Annotated in this window: 18 protein-coding genes; all 18 read left to right on the top strand. The window is 56.1% G+C overall.

Translation table 11 applies throughout. The features are described 5' to 3' along the window. The first annotated feature begins 33 nt into the window (after positions 1-33). The 18 genes from GDA65_09305 to GDA65_09220 all read left to right on the top strand — a co-directional run bounded on the left by GDA65_09305 (position 34) and on the right by GDA65_09220 (position 23491). The gene (locus GDA65_09305; GenBank protein MBA5862891.1) at positions 34-4899 is read left to right on the top strand and encodes a multicopper oxidase domain-containing protein; all 4866 of its coding nucleotides are present in this window, start codon (positions 34-36) and stop codon (positions 4897-4899) included. 154 nt (positions 4900-5053) lie between these two features. Further along, positions 5054-5962 carry a carboxypeptidase regulatory-like domain-containing protein gene (locus tag GDA65_09300; protein MBA5862890.1) on the top strand — a complete coding sequence of 303 codons (909 nt, stop codon included), beginning with the start codon at positions 5054-5056 and terminating at the stop codon, positions 5960-5962. Between the two features lie 80 nt (positions 5963-6042). Continuing rightward, a complete protein-coding gene (locus GDA65_09295) occupies positions 6043-6924 on the top strand; it encodes a carboxypeptidase regulatory-like domain-containing protein (GenBank protein MBA5862889.1) in 882 nt (293 codons plus the stop codon). An 82-nt stretch (positions 6925-7006) separates the two neighbouring features. Further along, the gene (locus GDA65_09290) at positions 7007-7570 is read left to right on the top strand and encodes a hypothetical protein (protein MBA5862888.1); all 564 of its coding nucleotides are present in this window, start codon (positions 7007-7009) and stop codon (positions 7568-7570) included. Between the two features lie 30 nt (positions 7571-7600). Then, positions 7601-8998: a hypothetical protein gene (locus GDA65_09285; protein ID MBA5862887.1), complete on the top strand. Its 1398-nt coding sequence runs from the start codon at positions 7601-7603 to the stop codon at positions 8996-8998. A gap of 215 nt (positions 8999-9213) precedes the next feature. After that, positions 9214-10011, top strand: coding sequence for a hypothetical protein (locus tag GDA65_09280; protein MBA5862886.1), 798 nt, complete (start codon positions 9214-9216; stop codon positions 10009-10011). Positions 10012-10286: 275 nt separating this feature from the next. After that, on the top strand, positions 10287-11282 hold the full coding sequence (locus tag GDA65_09275; GenBank protein MBA5862885.1) for a methyltransferase: 996 nt from the start codon (positions 10287-10289) through the stop codon (positions 11280-11282). 2 nt (positions 11283-11284) lie between these two features. Beyond that, the gene (locus GDA65_09270) at positions 11285-12001 is read left to right on the top strand and encodes a DUF420 domain-containing protein (protein ID MBA5862884.1); all 717 of its coding nucleotides are present in this window, start codon (positions 11285-11287) and stop codon (positions 11999-12001) included. 34 nt (positions 12002-12035) lie between these two features. Continuing rightward, the gene (locus tag GDA65_09265; protein MBA5862883.1) at positions 12036-12530 is read left to right on the top strand and encodes a hypothetical protein; all 495 of its coding nucleotides are present in this window, start codon (positions 12036-12038) and stop codon (positions 12528-12530) included. Between the two features lie 80 nt (positions 12531-12610). After that, positions 12611-13696: a hypothetical protein gene (locus tag GDA65_09260; protein MBA5862882.1), complete on the top strand. Its 1086-nt coding sequence runs from the start codon at positions 12611-12613 to the stop codon at positions 13694-13696. Next, positions 13693-15561, top strand: coding sequence for a hypothetical protein (locus tag GDA65_09255; GenBank protein MBA5862881.1), 1869 nt, complete (start codon positions 13693-13695; stop codon positions 15559-15561). The genes GDA65_09260 and GDA65_09255 overlap by 4 nt, the downstream gene beginning before the upstream one ends. 25 nt (positions 15562-15586) lie before the next feature. Beyond that, positions 15587-16249 (top strand): DUF3047 domain-containing protein, encoded by a 663-nt coding sequence (locus GDA65_09250; GenBank protein MBA5862880.1) that lies wholly within the window; start codon positions 15587-15589, stop codon positions 16247-16249. A gap of 33 nt (positions 16250-16282) precedes the next feature. Then, the gene (locus tag GDA65_09245) at positions 16283-16675 is read left to right on the top strand and encodes a hypothetical protein (GenBank protein ID MBA5862879.1); all 393 of its coding nucleotides are present in this window, start codon (positions 16283-16285) and stop codon (positions 16673-16675) included. Positions 16676-16690: 15 nt separating this feature from the next. Further along, positions 16691-17605, top strand: a complete 915-nt coding sequence (locus GDA65_09240) for an SUMF1/EgtB/PvdO family nonheme iron enzyme (protein ID MBA5862878.1) — start codon at positions 16691-16693, stop codon at positions 17603-17605. A gap of 11 nt (positions 17606-17616) precedes the next feature. After that, the gene (locus tag GDA65_09235; protein MBA5862877.1) at positions 17617-18570 is read left to right on the top strand and encodes an SUMF1/EgtB/PvdO family nonheme iron enzyme; all 954 of its coding nucleotides are present in this window, start codon (positions 17617-17619) and stop codon (positions 18568-18570) included. A 511-nt stretch (positions 18571-19081) separates the two neighbouring features. Continuing rightward, positions 19082-21001: a hypothetical protein gene (locus GDA65_09230; GenBank protein MBA5862876.1), complete on the top strand. Its 1920-nt coding sequence runs from the start codon at positions 19082-19084 to the stop codon at positions 20999-21001. 87 nt (positions 21002-21088) lie between these two features. Continuing rightward, complete coding sequence (locus tag GDA65_09225; GenBank protein MBA5862875.1) at positions 21089-22402, top strand: nitric oxide reductase; 1314 nt, start codon at positions 21089-21091, stop codon at positions 22400-22402. 51 nt (positions 22403-22453) lie between these two features. Continuing rightward, a complete protein-coding gene (locus GDA65_09220) occupies positions 22454-23491 on the top strand; it encodes a cytochrome c (GenBank protein ID MBA5862874.1) in 1038 nt (345 codons plus the stop codon). Positions 23492-23523: the final 32 nt, after the last annotated feature.

Raw genomic sequence — 23523 nt, 5'->3', positions numbered from 1 at the left:
TTCATTTCCAACTCTATCCAAGGAGGCCGGTCCATGGATTGTCAGTGGTTCACTCGCGTCACATCGCGCGCTCTCAGCGTCATCGCTGGTGGTGCGCTCGTGTGTCTGCCGCTAGCCGCGTCGGCTGAAAATCAGCTGCACGCGGATCATGCGGTGCCTCAACAGACAGCAATGTCCCATCAACTTCCGTCTTGGGCGGAAAAGTTGAAGGGGCAAACGATCGTCGAAGATGCGATGGCTGGAAAGCCGGAGCGGTCTGCGATGGTCGAACAGCAGCACCAACGGATCATGGAACATTTGACCAATGATCCGCAGGCGCAAGCGGTCAACACGGGTATGTTCAATACCCAGACCATGATGCACCAATATGGGGCAGGCGGTCAGGACCTTCTTCTGATGTCTGACCCGCGAGTGGAGCCAGTGGCAATGACGGGCGGCGGGAAGTGCCCGGCCTCTGCGCCAGTGCGGCAATTTAATGTGTCGGCGATCAACGTCGAGATCACGCTCAACCAGTGGCTCGATTTTTATCCCGGCTACATGTACACGCTGGATGAAAACCTCGACAAGGTACGGGCGGAAGAGACGAAGAACCGTGAAGCCCGTGATAAGGAGGGGTTTGACCCTGGTGCGGTGATTCCCGGAGTGCAGGCCCAGTGGATTCAGCCCTTGACGATTCGCGGTAACCAGGGCGACTGCGTCAAGATCAAGCTGACCAACAAGTTGGAAGGCGGCGAGGACGTCAGCCTTCACATCCACGGCTCCAGCATGGTGGTGAGTGCCACCGGCGCCGCAGCCGCGACCACAAACTCCGACAGCATCGTTCAGAAGGACAAGAGCGGTGAGTTCGAGTGGTATATCCACCCGAGCACGCAGGAAGGCGTCCGGCAGTTCCACACGTTCGCCAATGATCGCGAATTGACCGTGATGGGTCTCTTCGGCTCCTTCGTCGTCGAACCGCGTGGATCCGAGTATCTGGAAGCCTTGGGAACCGGCGATGCGACTCCGACCGCGAGCGGTTGGCAGGTGATCATCCGGAACGGCACCGGTCCGGATTTCCGCGAATTCGTGTTGTACTATCACGAAGTCGGCGACGAGGCCTTCCGCCCTCTCAATAAGAAGGGCGACTTCCTCCCTCAGCGTGATCCGCTGACTGACTCTTACCGTCCGGGTGGCCGCGCGATCAACTATCGCAGCGAGCCGTTTGGCATCAACAACATGCACGTGCAGCACGAGTACTTCGGCTTCGAAGACGAGTCGATGGGGTACAGCTCGTACACCTTCGGGGACCCGTCTCCCACGATTCCTCGCTCCTACATGGGCGATCCGGCAAAGTTCCGGCTGGTGCATGGCGGATCGGAAGTATTCCATAGCCATCATCCCCATGGCGGCACCATCCGGTGGCCGCGCAGCCCTCGCGCCATTGATGACATGAATCTGTGGACGACCGCCGGAAACGGACCGGTCAAGTATCCTGTTATCCGTGCCAAGACGGACCGTGTTGACGTCGAGGTCATCGGGCCGTCAGAAGCCTTGGATCTTGAGACGGAGTGCGGGTCCGGACTGTGCCAACAGCTGGCGGGCGATTTCCTGTTCCATTGCCATGTGGCCCACCATTATGTGGCGGGTATGTGGGGATATTGGCGCGTCTATAACACGCTGCAACAGGGTGACATGCGCAATGACGTCATGCCTGACTTGCGCGAGTTGCCTGATCGAAAGGGGCGCATCAAGGGCCCTGTGACGTCGGACAAGTTAGTCGGCCAGACGGTCGATTGGTTCGGCAAGTCTTTCAAGATCGTCGAGAAGGGGAAGAGCGATTGGAAGTCCAATCCAGCCGTCGTCACGATTAAGGACTGGGTTGAGATGCAGCTTCCGACGATGGGCAGACCAGGACACAAGAACGACGAAAAAGGGCAAACCATTTCCTATGATGCCACGGTGTTGGATTGGGCCTGGGAAGGCACCCGTGCATTGAGCGAACCGGAGAGCACGATCGACAATCCCAAGTACAAATCAGCGCATCCTGGGAAGCGGCATCCGATCACGTTTGAGCCGTTGACCGGGAAAGTGGCATGGCCGCATTTGACCCCGCATTTTGGGAGGCGTGTCCCGTTCGCCCCGAACCATGTCGGCGCGCCCTGGCTGGAGATGATCCGCCGGAATGCCGATGGCTCCGAGAGCGTCGATCAGGCAGTGCCTGGTGAAAACGGCAACTGGAGCCTTTGCCCGGAGAATGCCGGACGGAAGCACTATAATGTCCACTTCATCAAGCTGCCGATCACGATTGCGAGGAAGATCGGCAAAGAACCGCCTGTCGTCGATCCGAACGGCTTGATCTACGTCTTGCACGAAGAGGAAGCTGAGATCCGCAAGAACGACGATTTGAAGTATCCGTTAGTCGTTCGTGGCAACATCTACGATTGCGTCGACTGGACCTTGACCAGTGAGTGGGACGACGACGACTACACCAACTTTCAGGCGTCGAAAATCAACACCCATTGGCATTTTCTGCAGTTCGACAACCAGGCATCCGATGGCGTAATCACCGGATTCTCCTATGAGCAGTCCGTCCGCCCGTTCACGATGCTGGAGAAGAAGAACAACAAGGGCCTTCCTGTGCCGATGAATACCGTCGTGACCGCTGCGGCCAAGAAGGGCGCGACGTCGATCACGGTGAAGAATGCCAAGCAGTTCCATGTCGGAACGCTTCTGCTGGTCGGCGCCGATAATGTGAAGGGAAACGAAATCTCCCGCATTAAGGCGATCAAGGACAATACGATCACCCTGGCGCAGGCGTTGAAGCACGATCACCCCGCCAATGACATTGTCACGGTGGAATTTGTGCGTCAGCGATTCTGGGTCGACGCGGACGTGGGGACGGTGTTCTGGCACGACCATGCGTTCGGTGCGACCACCTGGCCGCACGGCGGTTTCGGCACGTTCATCGCCGAGCCGGTCGGCTCAACCTATCATGACCCGAAGACCGGAAAGTTGATTCGTAGCGGACCGATCGCGGACATTCACACGAATGAGCCGGTTGGTCATGGTGTGAACAACAGCTTCCGCGAATTGATGGTGCAAGTGCACGACACCGTGCCGCACACCGTCAATATCGTCACGGCGGGTAATCCTCCCGGGCAGCCGATTGAAGTGGCGCTCGAGGCGGGAAAGACCGTGTCCTTCATGATGCCGGAGAAAATCTACATGACGCCAATGCCGTTCTTGAACGGTGGGACGCATACCACCGGGAGCGGCTTGAACTTCAGGGCAGCGCCGATCGCGCAGCGATTGGCGACCAATCCTGACGTGTCGCAGATTTTCAATAGCCAGGTACATGGCGATCCGTATACGCCAACCTTGCGTGCCTATGTCGGTGACACAATGGTGTTTCGTCTGTTGCATACCCTCATGAATGAGTCGATGGTTTGGACCCTGTCCGGCCACACGTTCTGGACCGAGCGGTATGCGTCGGATGCGAACCGGAAGAACTCGATCCATATCGGAATCGCGGAGCGGTACGATTTGGTGGTTCCTGAGGCGGGTGGGTCGCGGCATCAGGCCGGTGACTACATTCATTTCAACGGCCGGTCTTCGAAATTTTCGGAAGGCGGCTGGGGAATCATTCGAGTGCTGGATAAGGAGCAGGCCGATTTGAAGAAGCTGCCCGCGGGCTTCTCCCATAAGGGAGAAATGCCGAAGCCTCTGCCGGTATGTCCCGCGGATGCGCCGGTCAAGCAGTTCAACGTGGTGGCGATGGACTATGCCGGCATGAAGTTCAATGCCAAGGCGCCGGAGTCTATCGAAGTCGACTTTGAGCGACGGATTCTCATGACCAATGCGGAAGCGAAAATCTACGCATTGGAAGAGGATATCGCAAAAGTCGCCGCCGGCGCGCATCCGATGCCGCTGACGCTCCGCGTGAACCTGGGCGATTGCGTCAAGGTGCACTTGAAGAACAAGATGAAGGACAGCAAAGCTTCCTTCTCTGCGATCGGCCTGGCTTTCGATCCGAAAGACTCCATGGGCGCGAACGTGGGGAATAATCCGGGAGACCAGACCGTGGCTCCGGGAGGCGAGCGGGATTACACCTACTACGCTGATCCGTTCAACGGCGAAACGACCTCGTTAGTCTGGGATTGGGGCAATGTGATGACCAATCCTCGGAACGGGTTGTTCGGCGCCGTCGTGGTCGGTCCCAAGGGATCAAAGTATCGTGATCCCAAGACCGGCGCGGATCTGTCCAATAAGAATGCCTGGGCGGCCGATGTCATCATCGATCACTCGGTGCCGGGCAACGAAACGCGGGCGAATTATCGTGACGTGGCGCTGTTCTTCCAGGATGAAGACAACATCATCGGCACGAGCTTCATGCCCTACGTGCAGAACGTGGCGGGGTTGACCGGTGTCAATTACCGGTCGGAACCGTACAAGTTCCGCGAAGAGGAGGGGTGTTCGCTCGGCAAGGTGTTCCAGCCTTGTAAGGCGGACAAGCCGGAAGATCCGGTTACCCCGCTCATCGAGGCGCATGCCGGTGATCCGGTGCGCATCCACGTGTTGGGTGTGAGCAATGAACAGAACGGCATGTTCAGTGTCGAGAAGCACGAATGGCCGATCGAGCCGTTCATGCGCGGCGCTGACTTGATCAGTGTCGTGGAATTCTCCGGTTCCGAGACAATCGATGCGTTCCTCCCCTCGGCGGGTGGAACGTATCGGATGCCCGGAGACTATGTGTATAGCAACCAGCGGTTGCCATACTCGCAGTCCGGCCAGTGGGGCTATGTGCGGGTATTGCCGTCCGGCGATACCAGGTTACTGCCTCTGACCGGCGCCGGTGCCGCGGCAAAGAGTGCTGAAGTGGACCAACCGGCTGCGCACGCGATTCCTGTCGCGTCGAAGTAAGCTGGTCACATCTCACGCGAGGTGGGGAAGGGGGGAGCCCGAGAGGGCTCCCCCCTTTTGTTATGAGACGGGGATTGTGTATGATCAGTTCAGTGCCTGCAATCATGTCGACAGAAATTCCCTGACCAACCTACCATCGTTGGAGGATTGATACATGCGAATGGCCGGGATCGCTCTGTGTACCGCACTGATTTTTTTCTCTTCTACCTCATGGGCTTATGAGGAAGTCGCCGTGATGGATGGGGGCAGTATTACCGGTACGGTCACAATGACGGGGGAAAAGCCGACCCCGAAGGGCTATAACCTGATCACGTTTCCAGATCCCGTGTACTGCGGGCGTATTTCAACCGGGACGGGCTGGAGAATTCTGGATGAATTTTCAATAACTTCCGGAAGCGGATTGAAGGATGTTGTGGTCCTCCTGACGGATGCCAAGAGGGGCAAGCCTTTCATATTCGAACCGCAGACTATTGAGGCGCGCGATTGTCGGTTTCTCCCCTTTGTCACGGTCGTCAGAGATGGGTCCGAGGTCGTGGTGATGAACATGGACCCGGTCATGCACGACATTCAAGCCTATGAAACCTCCCACCTGGGGCCACGCGTGCTGTTTAACACGCCGCTGCCGATGAATCCTCATCACAAGCGATTCGTCACTGCGGAAAGCCATGAGCATTTGGCTGGTGCGCCGGTGAAAGAAGAGATTCACATGACCAAGGGCCGGCGGATTTTCCTGATGCAATGCGGGTTTCACGCCTATATGGAAAGTTGGGGCCTGGCTGTCGATAATCCCTATTATGCCCTAACGAGTGAGGGCGGTACGTTTACGCTCACCGATGTGCCCCCCGGCGAATACACCCTCATGGCCTGGCATCCGGCCTTGGGAACCATGTTGCAGAAGAAAGTCATGGTCACAGAGAAGGGGATGTCTACGGTCGATTTCGCGTTTGGGGCTCCGCAAGGGCGGCGCAGCGTCCACGAGATCGAGCATAATCCGCATTATGGACCGGAATCCCTCGGTAAGGTCGTGGATATCCGCCCGACGCTAGAACGGCAGGTTCCGTAGCAGCGCGTGAATCGCAGACAAGGAAGGTCATGATGCTGAATCGAACGCAGAAGATTCATTCCTTCGCAGCGGCAGTGTTGATGTGGCTGGGGCAGATGGTGTCGCCGGTTGGGGCCTATGATGTGATCGACGTGCAGCACGGTGGCACGGTGGGGGGGACTGTGACGCTGGACGGAGCGATTCCCGATCCTAAAGCATTCAATCTCATCACGTTTCCAGACCCCACGTACTGCGGGCGGATTTCAAACGGGAGGGGCTGGCGCCTGCTCCGCGATTTTATCGTCTCCCCGGAGGGGGGGCTCAAGAACGCGATTGTCACGCTGGAAGGCGTTGAGTCAGGGAAGGCATTTGACCTGTCTGTGCCGTTGATTGAGGCACGCGATTGCATGTTTCAGCCCTGGGTCACGATCGTGCGGAACGGGCACGCGGTAGAGGTCGTGAATATGGATCCTGTGATGCACGACATTCAGGGCTATGAAACCTCGCCGGAAGCGGGGGCGCGGGTCTTATTCAATACCCCATTGATCCTCAACCAACAGCATCAGCGCGGCAATATGCGCGCCGTGCACGATCATGCTCCCGGCAAGTCACTCGTCGGGCCGGTCTATTTAAATAAGGGGCGGCGGACGTTTTACATGCAGTGCGGCTTTCATGCCTACATGGAGAGCTGGGCGATGGCCGTCAATAATCCCTACTATGCGGTGACGGACGACCAGGGGGCCTTTCAGATTGATAACGTGCCGCCGGGCACCTATCAAATGGTAGTGTGGCATCCTCAGGCCGGGCCTGGGGTGACGCGGACGATCACGATCGGTCCCGATGGAACGACGACCGAAAAAGTGGCGTTACCGGCTCCGAGAGGAATCCGTACTGCCTACAGGGCCATGGATAATCCCCGGTTTGGTCTTGAATCGCTCGGGCATCCCGTTGAGATTGAACCATTGGTGGAGCATCAGCACTAGTCGCAGTCGGGCCGGCTTCTGGCACTGGTTCCTGAGAGGGTGCTTCTGCATAAGCTTCTGCCTGCAGGCGAATACTCCTGTCTTGGCGGAAGTGTCCTCCACTGGGCCACGGGCTTCAGAGGCCATTGAATTTTCTGCCTCGCTTGTGAAACGGGTGGAGGGGCGCCGCTTTGAAGCCCAGGTGTTTGCCAAGAGTGATCGCATTCGATTGGAGTATAAGTATGCGATCAAGACCGAGCTGGGCTATTCCAGCATAGAAATTCTTCGATTGGATAAGCGTGAGTCGTGGTTTCTGCTGGCGCAACGCCGGCAAATTCTCTCGGTTCCTGTCAAACCCGAAGAAATCCTCCCGATTCAACCTACACTGCCGGGAGAGCAAGACCGGACTCTGATAGGCGATGCCACCACCATCGGGCGCGCTTCCAGGCTGTACGAAGTGCGGGTGGATTACAATGGCCGGAATGAGCGGTTTTATGAGTGGGTGGATGTTGAGACGGGGGTCGTCTTAAAATTGGTGAGCCAGGACCGGGATTGGGCGATCGAATATCTTCGTTTCCGGCTCACCCCTCAACCGGATTATTATTTCGAGGAACCCACCGGGTATCAACGCTGGGTTCCAACATCTACCACGCAAGAACGAGGATGAGCGTCAGTGGCACGATCAGGAAGGGGTGTCATGGTATCGCAGACTAAGAGGCGCTGGATTCGCACGGTCAACATAGGCATGGCCGCAGCCATCTTGTCGGGGCTGTGTGTCGGTTTCTCACCGGTTCACGCCAGTGCGAATTCTGTGAAGGAGGCGCAGGCCGCTTTCGACAAAAAGCAATACCAGGAAGCCTTGGACATCATCGAGCAGGTTACGAAAGAGAAAGGTACTCAACCGGAGACCAGGCGGTTGAAAGTTCGGTCGTTGATATTTCTGGGAAAGCCGAAGGACGCGCTGGTTGAGTACGAACGGCATGAGCAGGAATTGAAACAGGAGGATCAACCGCTTTTAAGGGACGTCGCGCTGGGCTTCATCTATGTTCTCGTGAAAGACATGCGCGAGCAAATGCGCGGCGCGGCGTATACGGCGTTGAAAGACGTGGATTCACCGGATACGATCCCCGCGTTGGAGGATGGCTTGAGTGATGGGTCCGGCCTGGTGCGCGCCCTGGCCGCCGAGGCTTTGGGAAAGCTCGATGCCGGGCGGCGGTCGCCGCGATTGCGCAATGCGCTGGAGGATCAAGCCGGGCTGGTGAAGGCCACGGTCATCAAAGTATTGGGAAAAAGCGGGGATCGTTCCGTGATTCCTCTCCTGGAGAAGGCACTGAAAGACGAGCAGCCGGCCGTGCGCCTCGCCGCGGCAGGGGCCCTCTATCACACCGGCCAAACGGCGATGTGGGACACGATACAAAAGGCGGCCGCAGCGCCTAACCCGGAAGAGCGCGCCACGGCGCTGAGGATGGTGGGAGATCTGAAGGATGCGCGAGGGCTGTCGATTCTCCTGGAGGCGATGACCAACACGCAGCCTTCCGTGCGAGGAGCGGCGGCCTCGGCCTTGGGAGACCTCGGCAAGGTGCAGGGGATTCCCGCATTGGAAAAGGCCCTCGACGACAAGATTCCGGCAGTCAAAACCTCGGCGGCGATTAGCTTGGGTGAATTGGGCGTCAAAGAGTCGCTGGTGGCGCTGAGAAAGTCTCTGGCTGATCCGAACCCGGTGGTCAAGGCAGCCGTTGTTTCGGCGCTGTTGCGGGTGGAGGAGCCCTTCGAGTCCGTCGCCGGGGCGTTGTATGAATTGGCGCAGAACAATGATCCTGGAACACGGTCTGCAGCCGGAAAAGCGGCGGGGCGAGCGCACGGGGCCAATAGGCAAGCGGCCATCGAGTTTCTTGCCGGACTGCTGAAAGATTCCATCCCACGGCCTCGTATCGCAGCGGCCCGCGCCCTCGGACAAATCGGAGGGGCGGAGTTGTTGCCGATGTTGAAGGCCGCATTGCATGACGAAGATGATGCCGTGCGAGCCACGGTGGCCGGATCAATTGCGCGGATCCTCGGTCACGCGAAATTCTTGCCTAATCAGGTGAAATCATAGGCAGAACCAATTGGACGGATTTCAAGTTGACAGTGTGGCTGACATTCCAGTATAGACAAAGATTCAGAGGCCTGAACGCAGTCCTTTTAGGGCTACGTCCTGATTGGAGAACTGTCATAACAAGGGGCAATGGTCACCAGCCCTTGTGATCGAGTGGTGACGGAATAGTTGTCCGGTTTCGGTTGGTTAATGTTCATTACTAAGGAGGCAGTGACATGAAAAAGGGTGCGATGAAAGCAGTATTCGGCGTTGCGGCCGCAGCATTGTTGGCTGCGCCCCTCACCTCGTTCGCTGGAGGTACGATCGCCGGGAAAGTGACGTATCCCGGGAAAGCCGAGCAGAAGGAATTTTCCTTCGCCAAGTTCCCGAACCCCAAGTTTTGTCCGAAGAATCCGAACAAGAGCCTCATGGATGGCGATAAGCGCTTCCTCAAGACCATTGAAGTGGGCAAGGATGGTGGCTTGAAGGGTGCGGTTGTGGCCGTGGTCGATATTGAGGATCAGGCCTTCCAGGACGGTTTCAAGGGCACCGACGTGGTGGCCGAGTTCTGCGAATTTTTGCCGTTTAGCGGCGTCGTGGTGAACAATAAGAGTTTCCGCGCTGAGAACAAGGATGCCGATCCTGATGATCCCAAGTCTGTCCTGGGCGTGTTGCACAACCCGCACAGCTTCACGGTGAAAGGTTCCAGCTCGGCGACCGGGTTTAACATCGGTCTGGCAAAGAAGGGTGACAAGTTGGAGAAGCCGGTGCAGTTCCGTGGCGGCGCCGAAAAGTCCGGGTACTATCGCTTGCAGTGCGACCAGCACGAATTTATGCAGTCCTTCTTCCTCCCGGTGTGGAATCCGTACCATGCGGTGGTGAAGGATGACGGCTCGTTCGAGATCCCGGGTGTGCCTGCCGGCAAGCACAAGGTGGTTGTGTGGCATCCGTTCGTCGGCAAGGGCAAGCTGAACGAATTCGATATCGAAGTGGCCGAGGGCGGTACGGCGAACTTGAAGGCCGAAATCAAGTAGTCTTCTCTCCTTTGGCGGGATAGCCTGCTGACGAAAGGGCAGTGGTTCAATCGAACCACTGCCCTTTTTGTTTGTGGAGTCTCTCCAATTCTCGCGCAACGACCTTCAAATAGTCTGGCAATCTCCCGCGCCATCTTCCTGTATTTCCTCGCCGGAGAATCCTCGTAATCACTCGATGTTCTGAGTCGTTCCCGCCCGCTGCTCGCCTTGCGTTTCCCTTTCTGAACTGGGTAAGATGACCAACTTTAACGCTGTAATTTCTGAGTGGGGGATCTGTGCCTCGCGAATTGTCTCTCGCCGAAGTCTTCCAGTTGGGCTATTACTGGGAGACGAAAATCCTGTTGACTGCCGTGAAGTTAGAGGTGTTTTCCGTACTCGACGGTCAGGGTCGTTCCGCGGCGGAAGCGGCTCAAAAACTCAGTGCTGATCCTCGGGCGCTGGAGTTGCTTCTCAACGCGTTGGTGGCCATCCGGTTGCTGACGAAAACCGGAGCGGTGTATGCCAATACCTCGGTGGCCACGACCCATCTCGTCAAGCATGGGCCGCAATACGTCGGCCATTTGCTCCTGCTCCACGATGCCGAGTGGGGAAATTGGGGCAAGTTGGAAGAGGCCATCAAAACCGGCCGATCTCCCGTGACTCAGCATGTGTTCGAGACGGATCCGGCACTCGGCGCCAATGTCCTCTCTGTATTGCACCGGATCGGCCAGCAAAGCGGGCCGGATCTGGCGAAGCGACTCGGGCTTGGTCAGGCGAAGACCATGCTGGATCTTGGGGGTGGCGCCGGGACCAATGCCATCGCATTTTGTCAGGTGTATCCGGCTCTCTCGGCAACCGTATTCGATCTCCCCACCACCCTCACCCTGACTGAACGAACAGTCAAAGACGCGGGACTTGAGGGGAGAATTGCCTTGAAGGCCGGTGACTTTAATCGCGATGCGCTCGGCGGCCCCTATGATGTCGTGCTGATGTCGGACATCCTCCACTATCAAGACCTTGCGACCAATGCGGCCCTGGTGAAGAAGATTCATGGCCATCTCAATCCCGGCGGACGCCTGATTATCAAGGATCGGTTCCTGGATAAGTCTGGCACGAGCCCGGCCTGGACCGCTGCGTTTGCCGTCCATATCCTCGTCAATACGGAACAGGGCGGATGTTATCGCACCGCAGAGGCCATGCAGTGGATGCATGATGGAGGATACGTGTCGGTGGAGGAAATTGAGCGGACGGCCGTGGTGCAAGGAGTCAGGCCGGGTGCCGGCAAGAGCTGACGATGTTTGAATTCCTTCGACAGCCGGGGTTTTTCGGGACCCATGCCACGATGGGGGCCGATCTCAGCCAGTTGATGGCCACGCTGTTCACCTGCCTCTTCATCGTCGGGTGGCTTCAGGCGAAGCAGCACCGCGGACATCCTCATCATTGGTTGATGCTGGGCGGCATGATCACAATGGTGGGATTCTTTACCGCCTACTATCTGTTTCGGCAATTAGGGGTGCTGGCCTTCGAGGGGAAGGAGGGATTCGGCGGGTCGCAAGCCTTGTACGACTATGTCTTTATCCCTGTGCTCACCATCCATATCATTCTGGTGATCATCGGCCTGGTCATGGCCGTGTATATGATTGTGTTGGGATTTCGATCTCAACAGTTCATCGGCGGAACCCGCGTGCTGAGCGCGTCGCTCCTGCAAACCTCCTGGAAGAAAGTCGGACTGATCTTCGCGGCACTCCTGACGGTGGTGGTCGTCCTCTTCGGGACACGGGTGATGTCTGCCGGATTTTCCATGCGCAAGCTAGAGGTCTACCTCGGGTTTCTCGTTCTGGTGGCCATTGTATTTGCGGTGGAGATGGGCATCCAGCGGATCTGGCCTGATGGCGGCCAGCGGCACCGGGCGCTTGGCCGGTTCACGATGATTGTGTATTGTATCTTGTTCCTGACAGGAACCTTTACTTACGCGATGTTGTACATTTTGTACCCTGGGAAAATCGGCTAGCGACAGAGAACCGGTTTGAAGGGTTGAGCGTCTTATGCTTGTGTGCGGCTGCGGCGGGTGGATGCATACCGAGGGTATTGAGGAACGGCTGTCGAATGACGGCGAAGCGACATGGTTTGTCCGCACGGAATGTCGTCCCTGCCGGTGGCTGATCGGGATCGATGTGCCGGCCGGACAGGTGGAGGGATTCGTCGATCGGTTGCTGTGGTCGGATGATGCCAAGCATCGGATGGATCGTGTTCCGCCCTATGCCGCGCCAGCCCTGCGTGACTTGGTGGAAGGGTTCGCCAGGGCCAGGCGGAGCCGGGTCATCACCTACGAGTTGATCGACCAGGCGTTGACCGGGGATATCGTGGCCTGGGATGCTGACGCCGAGCAGCGCCTCGCTAATGTGCCGGCGCCCGTTCGCGCCATGGCACGTATCGAACTGGAACGGACGGCGGTGGATCGTGGTTTACACTCGGTGAGCGTCGCATTGATGGAAGAAGTCAAAGCGCGATACTTCGGCATGGCGGCGCAGCGAGCATAACGGTAGGCGTTGAGGCGGTTGCAGGAGGTCACCGAGTGTCCCTCCCGTGCCTGACTCTTTAGATTCGGGTGGATGACACAATGTTGCATCGGTTGGCCCTACGAGTACTTCCGAGTTTGACGCTGGCCGTCACAGAAGATTCGGTTCGCAAACGCAAGCGTTTCGTCATGTTTGTCCCCGGGCTGGTGGCCTTTGCGGTCTACCGGGCGGCCAAGCAGGGTTTCTCTCTTGCTGATCCACTGACATTGCTGTTGTTGTGCGGACTGGTGTCGATGGCGACGGCACTGTGCGCCTATCGGGTCGGACGCGCGGTGCCATTCATGTGGCTTGTCGCCGCGGATGGATTGCAGCGTATCGGGTGGATCCTCGCCTGGATCGGGTTCGTGTACGGCATTCAGTTGTCTCTGCTGGTGTTGGCCCTGTTATGGCTGGTGGGGTACGACTATGCTAAGCACCCTGACGGGCCGGCCATGATGGCGCTGATTATTCCCAGTACAGCCGTTGCGCGCGACGCCTTTGAAATTGGTTATGTTCGTTGGCTCGAGGCCAGTGGGCGGCCGCTGGTCACCTTTCCCGATGGCATGGCGTTACGAAGCCTGCTGCAACGGTTCGATCAGGCGCTTTTGACCTGGGTCATGGCAGGCGCCCTCGGTTGTATAACCCTGTCTGCAGTGACGGCGACTGTTGTGAGCGGCGACCTCGCGGTGTTGGCGCAAGGGGGCATCGTGACCATGGCGGCTGGCACTGTTGGTCTCCTCGCATTTTTCGCCGGTCAGGGAGATCACGCCGCCTTCACGTCCAGGCTGGCGTCGACCCGTTGGGGTGAACTGGTGAAATTTTGGTGGTGGCCTGGATTGGCCTTTGCTTCGACCTATTATCTGGTGCTGGTCGGGGGCTGTCTCTACGTATTGAAGCAGCCGATGAATTCGGCGGTGTTGTTTGCCGGGGTGGCCGGCCTCGTCGGCGGCATCATGCCGTTGTATTGCTACTACTTGGGATATCGGCGAGACATTGAAAATCGTTTGCCCGGTGGCGTGCCGAGTGCGCTGCTCCGTTGCCCGTTTGTGATGGGCATGCTCGGCAAGTCTCGTGAAGCCATTGTCGGGTCAGCTTTGAGTGAATCTGCGGCTGTCTTTGAGAAGAACAGCCAGAGAGTGTCGTCATGACCACACGTCCTTCGCTTTCGTCCTTGATCCTTCTCTTTGTCGGCGGGATGCTAGCAGTCGTCGGTCTCATCGCGCTGAGCCCTCCGCCCCTCATGGCTGCAGACCCGTCGAAGGATGTCTACTTCCATACGCCCGGCATTCCCAGCGGCCCGTCCGCGCCGACGGCTAATGATAACCAGTATCCGCAGGTCGGCTCACTCGATAGCCGGTTATTGATGTGGTTTATCATCCAGCAGCACACCTACTTCGGCGGTTTTGTGTTGGCCCTGCCGGTTTTTTGCGTCCTATTGGAATTTTTGGGGTTGGTCGCCAGAAACCCTGCGTTGGCCTTGCGGTATGACGGTCTAGCTCAAGATCTGCTGAAGGTGGCCTTATTGGCACTCTCGGTCACGGCCGCAGTCGGCAGTCTGATGTTGACGATGTTTATCATGCTCTATCCGAGTTTCATGCAGTACATGGGGGGGACCTTTAAAGGCATGATGCCGCTCTATGCCCTGGTGTTTGTCGGCACCACCTTCCTCACGATCGCGTACTACTACAGTTGGGAGCGAATGGCGGCGCCGGGTTCCAAATGGGTCCATCTTTCGATTGGTCTGCTCGCCGTGGTGTGCGGGACGTCCTTGCTCCTGCTGGCAAACTCCTGGTCCGCGTTCATGATGGCGCCCTCCGGTGTCGATGGGCAGGGGCGATATCTTGGCAACCCTTGGCACCTGCTTCGCTCTGCCCTGTGGAATCCGCTGAATCTGCATCGGTTTCTGGCTGACATTATGTCTGGGGGCGCGGTCGTGCTTGCCTATGCCTGTTACCGGTTTTTTTCAGGCAAGAGCCGGGAGGAGCGAGCCTATTATGACTGGGTCGGCTACGTGTTTTTGTTCGTGACGGTCTGCGCGTTGCTGCCGATGCCCTTTGCCGGCTATTGGTTGATGCGCTCCGTCTATGCGTACAGTCAGAGCATGGGCGTCACCATGATGGGCGGTTTGCTGACGTGGCTGTTCGTCGTGCAGGCGCTGTTGATCGGCGCCCTCTTTCTCGGCGTGAATTATTATCTTTGGCAGAGTATGGGACGTATTCAGGGTGGGGAGCGGTATCAGCATTACTACCAATATCTCCTGCTGGCGCTGACGGGGTGCTTGTTTATCTGGCTGACTCCGCACACGCTCTTGATGACCGGCACCGAAGTCAAAGCTATGGGCGGGGCGCAGCATCCGGTGATCGGTAACTATGGGGTCATGTCGTCGAAGAACGGGGCCGTCAACGTGATGATCTGCATCACGGCCTTGAGCTACATCTACTATCGCCGCGCCAACCGGACGATGACCATTTCCTGGGCGAGGACGGGGAATGTCGTGCTTGGGGCCTTATTCGGTCTTGGGGCGGCGCATATCATCGGGTTATCGATCTATGGATTTTATCTCCCCGCCAGTCTCCGGGTGGGTCTGTCCGGACCGCAAGCGGTGACGACGCTGCTGGTGGTCACTTTGGGCTTGTTGCTCAATCGGCGCATGCTGCGTGGGGCGACGGTTCATGGTCCGGTGCAGTGGGGACAGATCTCGGTTCGTGGCATGGTCGGCCTGTTCGGCCTTGCGGCGGCGTTTACCTGGGTGATGGGGTTGATGGGGTACATTCGTTCTTCCGGCAGGTTGTCTTGGCATGTCAATGAGTTGATGCCGGATACGTCGCCCTGGGCATTTACCCCCTCGTTGGGGTTTGCGGCGAAGATGGTGACGATCAATATGGTGCTGTTTTGGGGGGCGGTCTTCTTTCTGTTCTGGGTATGCCAGCGTGGACAGCAGCCAGTGATGCATGAAGATGTGAGCGCGGAAAAGGAGGCGGGGTTTTTGCCGTCTCCGTCGCACGAAGGCTAGGCAAGGTTCATTAGGGAGTATCGTGATGGGTATGAGGATATGTGCGGGTGCATTAGGCTTTCTGAGCGTGATCGGATTGTGCGTGGTTCTCGGTGGCGGTACGCCTGCTCGTGCGGCTGAGGCGGGGGTGTTGGTGTTGGAAGACTTTCAATCGGCCGATCAGGATGGGTTTCCAATTGATTGGCAACATGAGAATCAACGCAGCCAGGCGAAGGGGCGGGACGCATACAAAATTCAATCTGAAGAGAACGGGAAATTTCTCGCTGCCAAAGATGCGGGGCAGCGCATAAAAAAACGCAAAATCGACTGGGATCCAAAGGCGTATCCGGTCCTGACTTGGCGCTGGCGCCTGCACAAGGCTCCGAGCAATTCAGAGCCTGTTGCCGCCCTGTACGCGTCATTAGATACCGATCTCGTGTTCATTCCTGTTTTTACGAAATACATCTGGAGCGCTGGCAAGCCGGTGGGGACGTTTGTCGAAGGCGGCATGTTCAGCGGTTCGGAATTGGTGGTGCAAAGCGGCGTGTTGCCGGTCGGGGAGTGGGTTGAAGAGCGGGTCAATGTCTACGAAGATTTCAAGCGCATTCATAAACACGAGCCGGCGGAGAAGGCCTGGGGAATTTCGTTGTTTGCCGGTCCGGGGGTGGAGATTGATTTCGGCGCAGTGACGGTGGGTCCGGCCAAGTAGCTGCTGGGGCGCCTGATGTAGGATGCGAAGCGTATGAACAAACCGTCCGCCAGTGCATGGTTTGACGTGGTGTTTGGCATTGTGGTCATGGCCACGGTGGGCGCCCTGATTGGATCGTTCCTTGGTGCCTCGTCCATTCCGGTGACCGCTGGGTTGGGGGTGGCTCTTGGGGCGGTGGTTGGGTATCTGGGCGGACGGAGGTTTCTCGTCAGTATTTTGGTGGGCACTGTCTTGGGAGGCGCACTGGCCTGGATGATCGCCGGGAGTGAAAAGGTTTCCTTTGGGGCAGGAGCTGGTGCGGCGATGGGCGGCTTTCTCGGTGTGCAGATTTCGATGTTGCTGGATGTGCGGGCGGCCAGAAAAGCCGCACAGGCGGAGGAGAGTGGGGACGCAGAGGCAGTTCACTCCGCAGTGACCAAACCATGAGGTGCGAGTAAGGCGATGGAAAACCGAGGCGTACTCATCGGGTCGATTATTTTTGTGTTCGGGTCGTTCATTTTGATGATCGGGGGGTTGGTCTATGAATCGTATAAAGCCAAGCAGATGCGCCAATTGGCCCTCTCCATCGTGACGGAAGCCAAGCCTGTCGCCGCGCCGACAGCGCAGGATTTTTCTATGTATAAGACATTTATCGGAGATGATGGTCGGGAAATGGTGCAAGTCTCCGAGGGGCCGTTTGTGATGGGTAGCCGTGACAATGACAGTGATCCGGATGAAAAACCCGAGCACCAAGTCTATTTGAAGACCTATTTCCTGGATAAGCACGAAGTGACGCAGGATTCATATGATCGGTTTCTCAAGATGACGAAGCGGGTAAAGCGAAAAATCGAGGTCTTTGAAGACGATCCTGCCAAATTGCTCAAGCCTGAATATCCCGCAATAGCAGTGACATGGGATGACGCGGAAGCCTACTGCAAATGGGCCGGTAAACGGTTGCCCACTGAGGCCGAGTGGGAGAAGGCCGCTCGCGGCGAAGGGAAGCGCCGCTACGCGTGGGGTGATGAATTTGTTTCCGGATACGCAAACATCGACGGAACAGAAGATGGATTTCGTTACCTGGCTCCTCCCGGATCATTCGAATCCGGGCGCAGTCCGTACGGGATTTACGACATGACGGGGAACGTCGGCGAATGGGTTGCGGATGCGTATGACGAGAGTTTCTACAGGGCTTCGCCGTATCGGGATCCAAAGGGGCCGGACCAGGGCGAGCAGCGGATTATTCGCGGCGGTTCCTGGAGGGAAACGAAACGAAATGTGCGCTCGTCCAAGCGGTTTCAGGCGAAACCCTGGCGGCATGACATCACGGTTGGGTTTCGTTGCGCGAAGGACATTGATGCCGACATGGCCGTGAAGTAATCAGTCGGAACATGCTGGAAACGCGTTTCAAAGTGGTGTTTCTACTCGCGGTGCTGTTTGCCGCCAGTTTGCCTATCATCGCTATTCTCCGCGGAACGATTTCCACCCCTTTTGAGGCCGAGTCGCAACATTCGGAAGAGGATTTTGCGAGTGGTGCTCCAGACTCCTCCGTGGCGGAGCAGCCGTTGGAGGAAGAGCTTGTCGTCATTCCTGCCGGACCGTTCATTCGAGGAACGAGTCAGGGGGGATTCGATGAGCAGCCGGAGCGAAAAATCTATCTCGACGAGTTTTCCATCGATCGATACGAAGTGACCAATGGGCAGTATGCAGCTTTCGTGAGGGCTACCGGCCATCGCAAGTCAGGGCCACCTTCGCGATATGCGAAAAATACCGGTCGCATGCGAGGGGTCAATCAACCCGCGGTCTATGTCTCCTGGGATGATGCAAAAGCCTATTGCGAGTGGCGGGGGAGGCGTTTGCCGACTGAAGCTGAATGGGAGAAAGCCATGCGAGGGACTGACGGTCGACTATGGCCCTGGGGCAACGTGGAAATGCCGGGTGGCGCAAATTGGGCCCGTATCAACGATGGTTTTGAGGTCGCTGCCCCGGTGGGGAAAGTGCGAAGCGATGCCAGCCCCTATGGGGTGATGGACGGGGCAGGGAATGTGATGGAGTGGGTGGAGGATTGGTATCTCGAGGGGGCCTACGAGGCAGCTTCAGACCGGAATCCAGAAAGTCCCGAATACGGGACGTACAAAGTATTGAGGGGAGCGGGATACACGAGTTCAGGATCTGACCTGCGTATCACCGCTCGAAGCAAAATGATGGCGGACTTTCGTGACGAAACGATTGGGTTTCGTTGCGCCCGATCCAGTGCGGGCAATGCCTTTGAGTCTGCGGGCGTGAGGAGTGAGAAAATTACAGGAAATCAAAGTAGTAGAGGATCAGAAACACGGCCAAAATGATATTGACAACCATTCCGGCCAAAACTATAATGTCGAACACTTTTGAGTTTTTCGCCATAAAAATCCCTTTAAAAATCAGTTGAGTGAGGGATTTTGATTAACACAGCATAGTTGGTGTGTCAATTTAAAATACGTACTTAAACCGTTGGGGGAATCAAGATGGAAGCTGCTCAGGACGACGTCTCAATCAAGATCGGGAAAATGATTTTCTACATCACCCTGGCAGTCAGCATCTGGTTTTTTTACTGGTTCGGAGGGATTCAGTGTCCTTGCTGATCCTCGTCCCGGCCTCGGAAAATGTTTATCAAGTTGAAGGGGGATTGTGATGGGCCAAACAATTGTGTATTTCGTCGTATCGATCTTGATCTGCGTCTCGTTCTTTGCCGCTGTTGATCACTTTTTGATGGATGCGCAAGGCTTGGACTTTTGGTATCTCCTTCGTAAGTAAGTGCTGGGAGATAAGGCTTTTGACTTTGTTGTTCACGTACGCGATGTATCAAGGAGGTAACCCATGGGCTCTGTAACCCGCACGAAGTTGATGTCGATCATGGCGCTATGCGCGATGATCGGCCTCCTCCTCCTGCCCATTCTGGTTGCGATCCCCGCCCTTGCCGGTGACAGTGGCGCTCCAGCTGCTGACGCCAAGAAGGAGGGTGGTGAAGCAAAGGTTGAGAAGGGCAAGGATGTCTATTACAAAACGGAAGGTATTGTCTCTGGGCCGCCGGCGCCAAAGACAACGGACAGTGAGAAGGACTACCCGCGCTACAACTTTGAGAGTCGCGTGCTTCTCTGGTTCGCCAACCAGCAGCACCTCTACTATGGAAGCTTCGTTTTGGCTGTGCCGATTTTCTGTATGGTCATCGAGTTCATGGGCGTGGTGAGTAAAGACAAGGCAATGGCCAAAAGATATGATCAGCTGGCCTACGACTTTATTAAGATCAGCTTGACGGCCTACTCGCTAACCGCGATTTTGGGCGGAATCCTGATCTTCACTTTTCTGACTCTCTACCCTGCCTTCTTCCAGTACCTCTCCGGTATCTTCAGGCCCGTCATGCACATCTATGCGTTGATGTTCGTGGCTGAGAGCGGTACGTTGTACATTTACTATTACGGGTGGGACAAAATGAAGGAGGGCTTCCTTAAGTGGATTCACCTCAGTATGTCGGTCGTCCTGAACGTGATCGGTACAATCTTGATGTTCCTTGCGAATTCGTGGATCGGCTTCATGATGTCGCCTGCCGGAGTTGACGAGCAGGGCCGGTATCTGGGTAACATTTGGCACGTAATCCACACTGCTCTTTGGAACCCTCTCAATCTACATCGAATCCTTGGCAACATGGCTTTCGGTGGCGGTGTGGTGGCCGCGTATTCTGCTTACCGATTTTTATCTGCCAAAACTGATGAGGAGCGCGCGCACTATGACTGGATGGGCTATATCGCCATGGCCCTTGGCGTCGCGTTCTTAATTCCCCTTCCGTTCGCTGGCTACTGGCTGATGCGTGAAGTGTATGCCTATCGTCAGCAGATGGGTATCACGTTGATGGGCGGTTTGCTGGCTTGGTTGTTTATCATCCAGGCAACCATGATCGGCATTTTGTTTCTTAGCACAAATTACTACCTCTGGCAGGCGCTTGGCCGGATGCGTGGTGCCGAAAAATACCAACGCTACATTAAGTATCTTGTCTTTCTGCTCACGTGTGGATTCCTGGTGTTTATCACTCCGCACACCATTGTTATGACTCCGGCCGAGTTGAAGGCGATGGGTGGCCAGCAGCACCCCGTGCTCGGTAACTACGGGGTTATGTCGGCCAAAAACGGCGGCATTAACGTGATTATCACGACTACGGTGTTGAGCTTCGTCTGGTACATGCGGGGCAATAAGGTCTCGACCGTGTCGTGGTCGAAGTTTGGCAACATATTTATGGGATGCTTCTTTTTCTTTGCATACCTCAACATCATCATGTTGGCCATATACGGGTATTACATTCCCGCTAACGTGCGCGTCGGATTGTCGGTGCCGCAGGTGGCCACCACCCTGTCATGCCTGTTCTTCATGTTCGCGCTCAATAGCGTGATGATGAAGGGTGCAAAGCAGATGGGTCCGATCGAGTGGGGAAAGATTTCTGCGCGATCGCAATACGCGCTCATCATGCTAGCTACGGCCTTCACGTGGATGATGGGACTGATGGGATACATCAGGTCGTCAGTCAGGCTCTTCTGGCACGTCAACGAAATCATGCGTGACAATTCACCGTGGGCCTACACGCACACCGTAGGTTTTGCGGCAAACATGATTTCAGCCAACGTGTTGTTCTTCTGGATCTCAATTATGTTCGTGTTTTGGTTGGGGGCCCTTGCTGCCAAGAAGGCGCCGGTTGAAGCAAAAGCGGCTGTGCCTGGAAGGGCGGCAGCGCCGGCAGTTGGTCACTAATCGAAGCGCAAGAAATGAATCAATGAGGGGAGGTGTCTGTGTTGTTCGAACAACCAGAGCCTTCCCCTCTCCCAGGAGGTTTGAGCTGTGATTGAACTCATTAAATCGGCCTTAGCTATGGGATGGCCAGCATTGGGGCTTCTCGTTGCCCTGATGTTCTATTTTAAGGCCTCCATTTCAGACCCTGTTGCAAATAAGCGTGCGGTCTTCAAGACGTTCATTGGGATCATCGGCGCGATGCTGCTGTTTATGGCAATCGCAAATTACAAGATGAATTTCTTCGCCGAGTCTCGGTTGTTGCCGGTTTCGCTTGTCTTAATCACATCCATGACCTTCATGATGGCCCTTTATTTTACGAATATCAGCGCATTGCTGAAAATCGGGGGCTTCATGTTTTTCATTGCTGCGGCGCTCTCTGGCTATGGGAATTGGCTGCCTCAGGTGGAAGGTGGATTTCCGCCCATCGAAGAGAAAAAAGACTTCAGCAATATGCCCCAGACCGAATTGGCTGACGAAGGGGAGAAGATTATTTTTGGCGGCGTCGGTCAGAACAAGGTTCAGGGTGCGATCGGAAAAGGTCAGTGCCCGTTGTGTCATGCTTTCCATAAAGGGATGCTGGGTGAGCGAGCGCCAAACCTTGATGGACTTCCCGAGCGCGCTGGAACTCAAATTGAAGATCCGAAGTACCATAAGGGTAACCCGGCGGCGCGCGATTTCGATCAGAAGGAGGCATTCCCAGGATCAGGAACCGCTGAAAACGCCCAGGAGTATATTGCCGAATCCCATTCATGCCCAAGCTGTTTCGTAGTTGCAGGTTATGGGGTGAAGGGTACGAATGACAAAGTCAGTCCTATGCCGTCCATTCACAAGCCGCCGATTTCATTATCATTGCCAGAGCTTGCTGCAGTAGACACGTGGCTCTATGTTCGAGAAGGTCGGGATGCGCCGAGCTTTGATGAAATTGTCAAGTCATACGAGAAATTTATTCCTGAGGCTGACCGTCCCAAGCCACCTACAGAGGGTGATGCGAAGCCTGGTGCTAGTGCCTTGATGGCTGATGGGACTGAGCCAGTCGACCAGATTTTTGCCAAAGGTCAGTGCGTGGCTTGCCATACGATTCCGGGGATCGCAGGGGCGACCGGAACGATCGGTCCGAAATTGGTCGAGGGCACTAATGCTCCCCTTCGAATTAAGGACAAAGATTACAAGGGCAAAGCGAAAAGTGTTCCTGACTACATCATGGAATCAATCGTTGAACCCAGCGCGTATGTTGTTAAGGGATTTCCCGATAATACCATGCCGAAAGTATTTGGCCAAAAGCTTAGCGCTGGCGCACTCAAGAAGCTTGTAGACTATCTGTCGCAGGTTCAGGAAGGTAAAGAGCCTCCCAAGGCTTCCTAAATCGGCGAAGAGGGATCTGGTTGCTACTGCGGAAGAAAGGGAGATGAGGACATGAAAGCATTAATGTCAGTCGGGGCACTGATTGGCGTCCTGGGACTGCTCATGTTGATCGGGATGATCTTCGGAGTCGTTCCCTCGAACACCGTCAGGCTCGTTGAGGGCTACATGCCCATGCAGGTGTTGAGCGAGCTGGCTGTTTTTGTGGCCGGTTTTGCTGGCCTGAGTTATCTGCTCAATTCAATGGGAATAGCTTTCCCGCGGTTTTGGCAGGGCGTACTGTTTTGGGTATTCGTTCAGACATATCTCAAGTTCCGTATATATCCGCCGATCCCCTTCAGCGTGCGTGCTATGTATGGGACCGTCTCGTTTGTGGCCGTATTTATGTGGGTTTCAGCCAACGAGGAGGATTGGAAGAAGTTTCGCCAACCTATCCTTAATGTGCTTGATGCCAACACGGGCTTTCACAAAGCTCTCCGCACCATGTATCTGATCCTCTTGCCCTTGCTCATCGGGGGATTCTCCTTTCTGACCATGAAGCCTAGCGTCGATGAGCCGATCGAGTTGCGAACGGTCCACCCGGCGCCTCCGGCTAGCACAAAGGTTCATGGTAAGACCTATACTCTGCAAACCTCGCAGAACCCTTACCGTGTCAATCTCGAGGGTAAGTATGATCAGGCCTACAGCAATAAGCTGATCGTTGAGCAGGGAATGGGACGGCTGATGGCTCCAAATGCCAACCCCTGGGATGAAAAGGCTGAAGGATATTTGAAGTATGTTCGGGAAGGCGGAGAAATCTTCTTCCAGAATTGTCACTTCTGCCACGGCGACAATCTGAACGGCCGTGGACTTCATGCGTTCGCGTTCAACCCGATCCCCGCGAATTTTACTGACCCGGGAACGATCGCGCAGTTGCAAGAGACATTCATTTTCTGGCGCGTCGCTAAGGGCGGAATTGGTTTGCCGAACGAAGGATTCCCTTGGGCATCCGTCATGCCGCCATGGGAACAGCACCTGACCACTGATGAAATTTGGAAGGTGATCTTGTTCGAATATTGGCACACGGGATACTATCCTCGGACATGGGACTAATTCTGAATCTTACAAACAACCTGGGAGAACAG

It is taken from the genome of Nitrospira sp. CR1.1 (assembly GCA_014055465.1).
GTDB lineage: Bacteria > Nitrospirota > Nitrospiria > Nitrospirales > Nitrospiraceae > Nitrospira_A.
The sequence above is the reverse complement of the archived record's forward strand: the minus strand, read 5'-3'. Positions and strand labels throughout refer to the sequence as shown.

Bases quoted from the DNA above. Each gene is read 5' to 3' on its own strand.
- GDA65_09245 (MBA5862879.1), top strand. From the start codon at position 16,283: ATGAACAAACCGTCCGCCAGTGCATGGTTTGACGTGGTGTTTGGCATT.
- GDA65_09295 (MBA5862889.1), top strand. From the start codon at position 6,043: ATGTGGCTGGGGCAGATGGTGTCGCCGGTTGGGGCCTATGATGTGATC.
- GDA65_09300 (MBA5862890.1), top strand. From the start codon at position 5,054: ATGCGAATGGCCGGGATCGCTCTGTGTACCGCACTGATTTTTTTCTCT.
- GDA65_09260 (MBA5862882.1), top strand. From the start codon at position 12,611: ATGTTGCATCGGTTGGCCCTACGAGTACTTCCGAGTTTGACGCTGGCC.
- GDA65_09250 (MBA5862880.1), top strand. From the start codon at position 15,587: ATGGGTATGAGGATATGTGCGGGTGCATTAGGCTTTCTGAGCGTGATC.
- GDA65_09305 (MBA5862891.1), top strand. From the start codon at position 34: ATGGATTGTCAGTGGTTCACTCGCGTCACATCGCGCGCTCTCAGCGTC.
- GDA65_09270 (MBA5862884.1), top strand. From the start codon at position 11,285: ATGTTTGAATTCCTTCGACAGCCGGGGTTTTTCGGGACCCATGCCACG.
- GDA65_09220 (MBA5862874.1), top strand. From the start codon at position 22,454: ATGAAAGCATTAATGTCAGTCGGGGCACTGATTGGCGTCCTGGGACTG.
- GDA65_09230 (MBA5862876.1), top strand. From the start codon at position 19,082: ATGGGCTCTGTAACCCGCACGAAGTTGATGTCGATCATGGCGCTATGC.
- GDA65_09255 (MBA5862881.1), top strand. From the start codon at position 13,693: ATGACCACACGTCCTTCGCTTTCGTCCTTGATCCTTCTCTTTGTCGGC.
- GDA65_09280 (MBA5862886.1), top strand. From the start codon at position 9,214: ATGAAAAAGGGTGCGATGAAAGCAGTATTCGGCGTTGCGGCCGCAGCA.
- GDA65_09240 (MBA5862878.1), top strand. From the start codon at position 16,691: ATGGAAAACCGAGGCGTACTCATCGGGTCGATTATTTTTGTGTTCGGG.
- GDA65_09285 (MBA5862887.1), top strand. From the start codon at position 7,601: ATGGTATCGCAGACTAAGAGGCGCTGGATTCGCACGGTCAACATAGGC.
- GDA65_09265 (MBA5862883.1), top strand. From the start codon at position 12,036: ATGCTTGTGTGCGGCTGCGGCGGGTGGATGCATACCGAGGGTATTGAG.
- GDA65_09235 (MBA5862877.1), top strand. From the start codon at position 17,617: ATGCTGGAAACGCGTTTCAAAGTGGTGTTTCTACTCGCGGTGCTGTTT.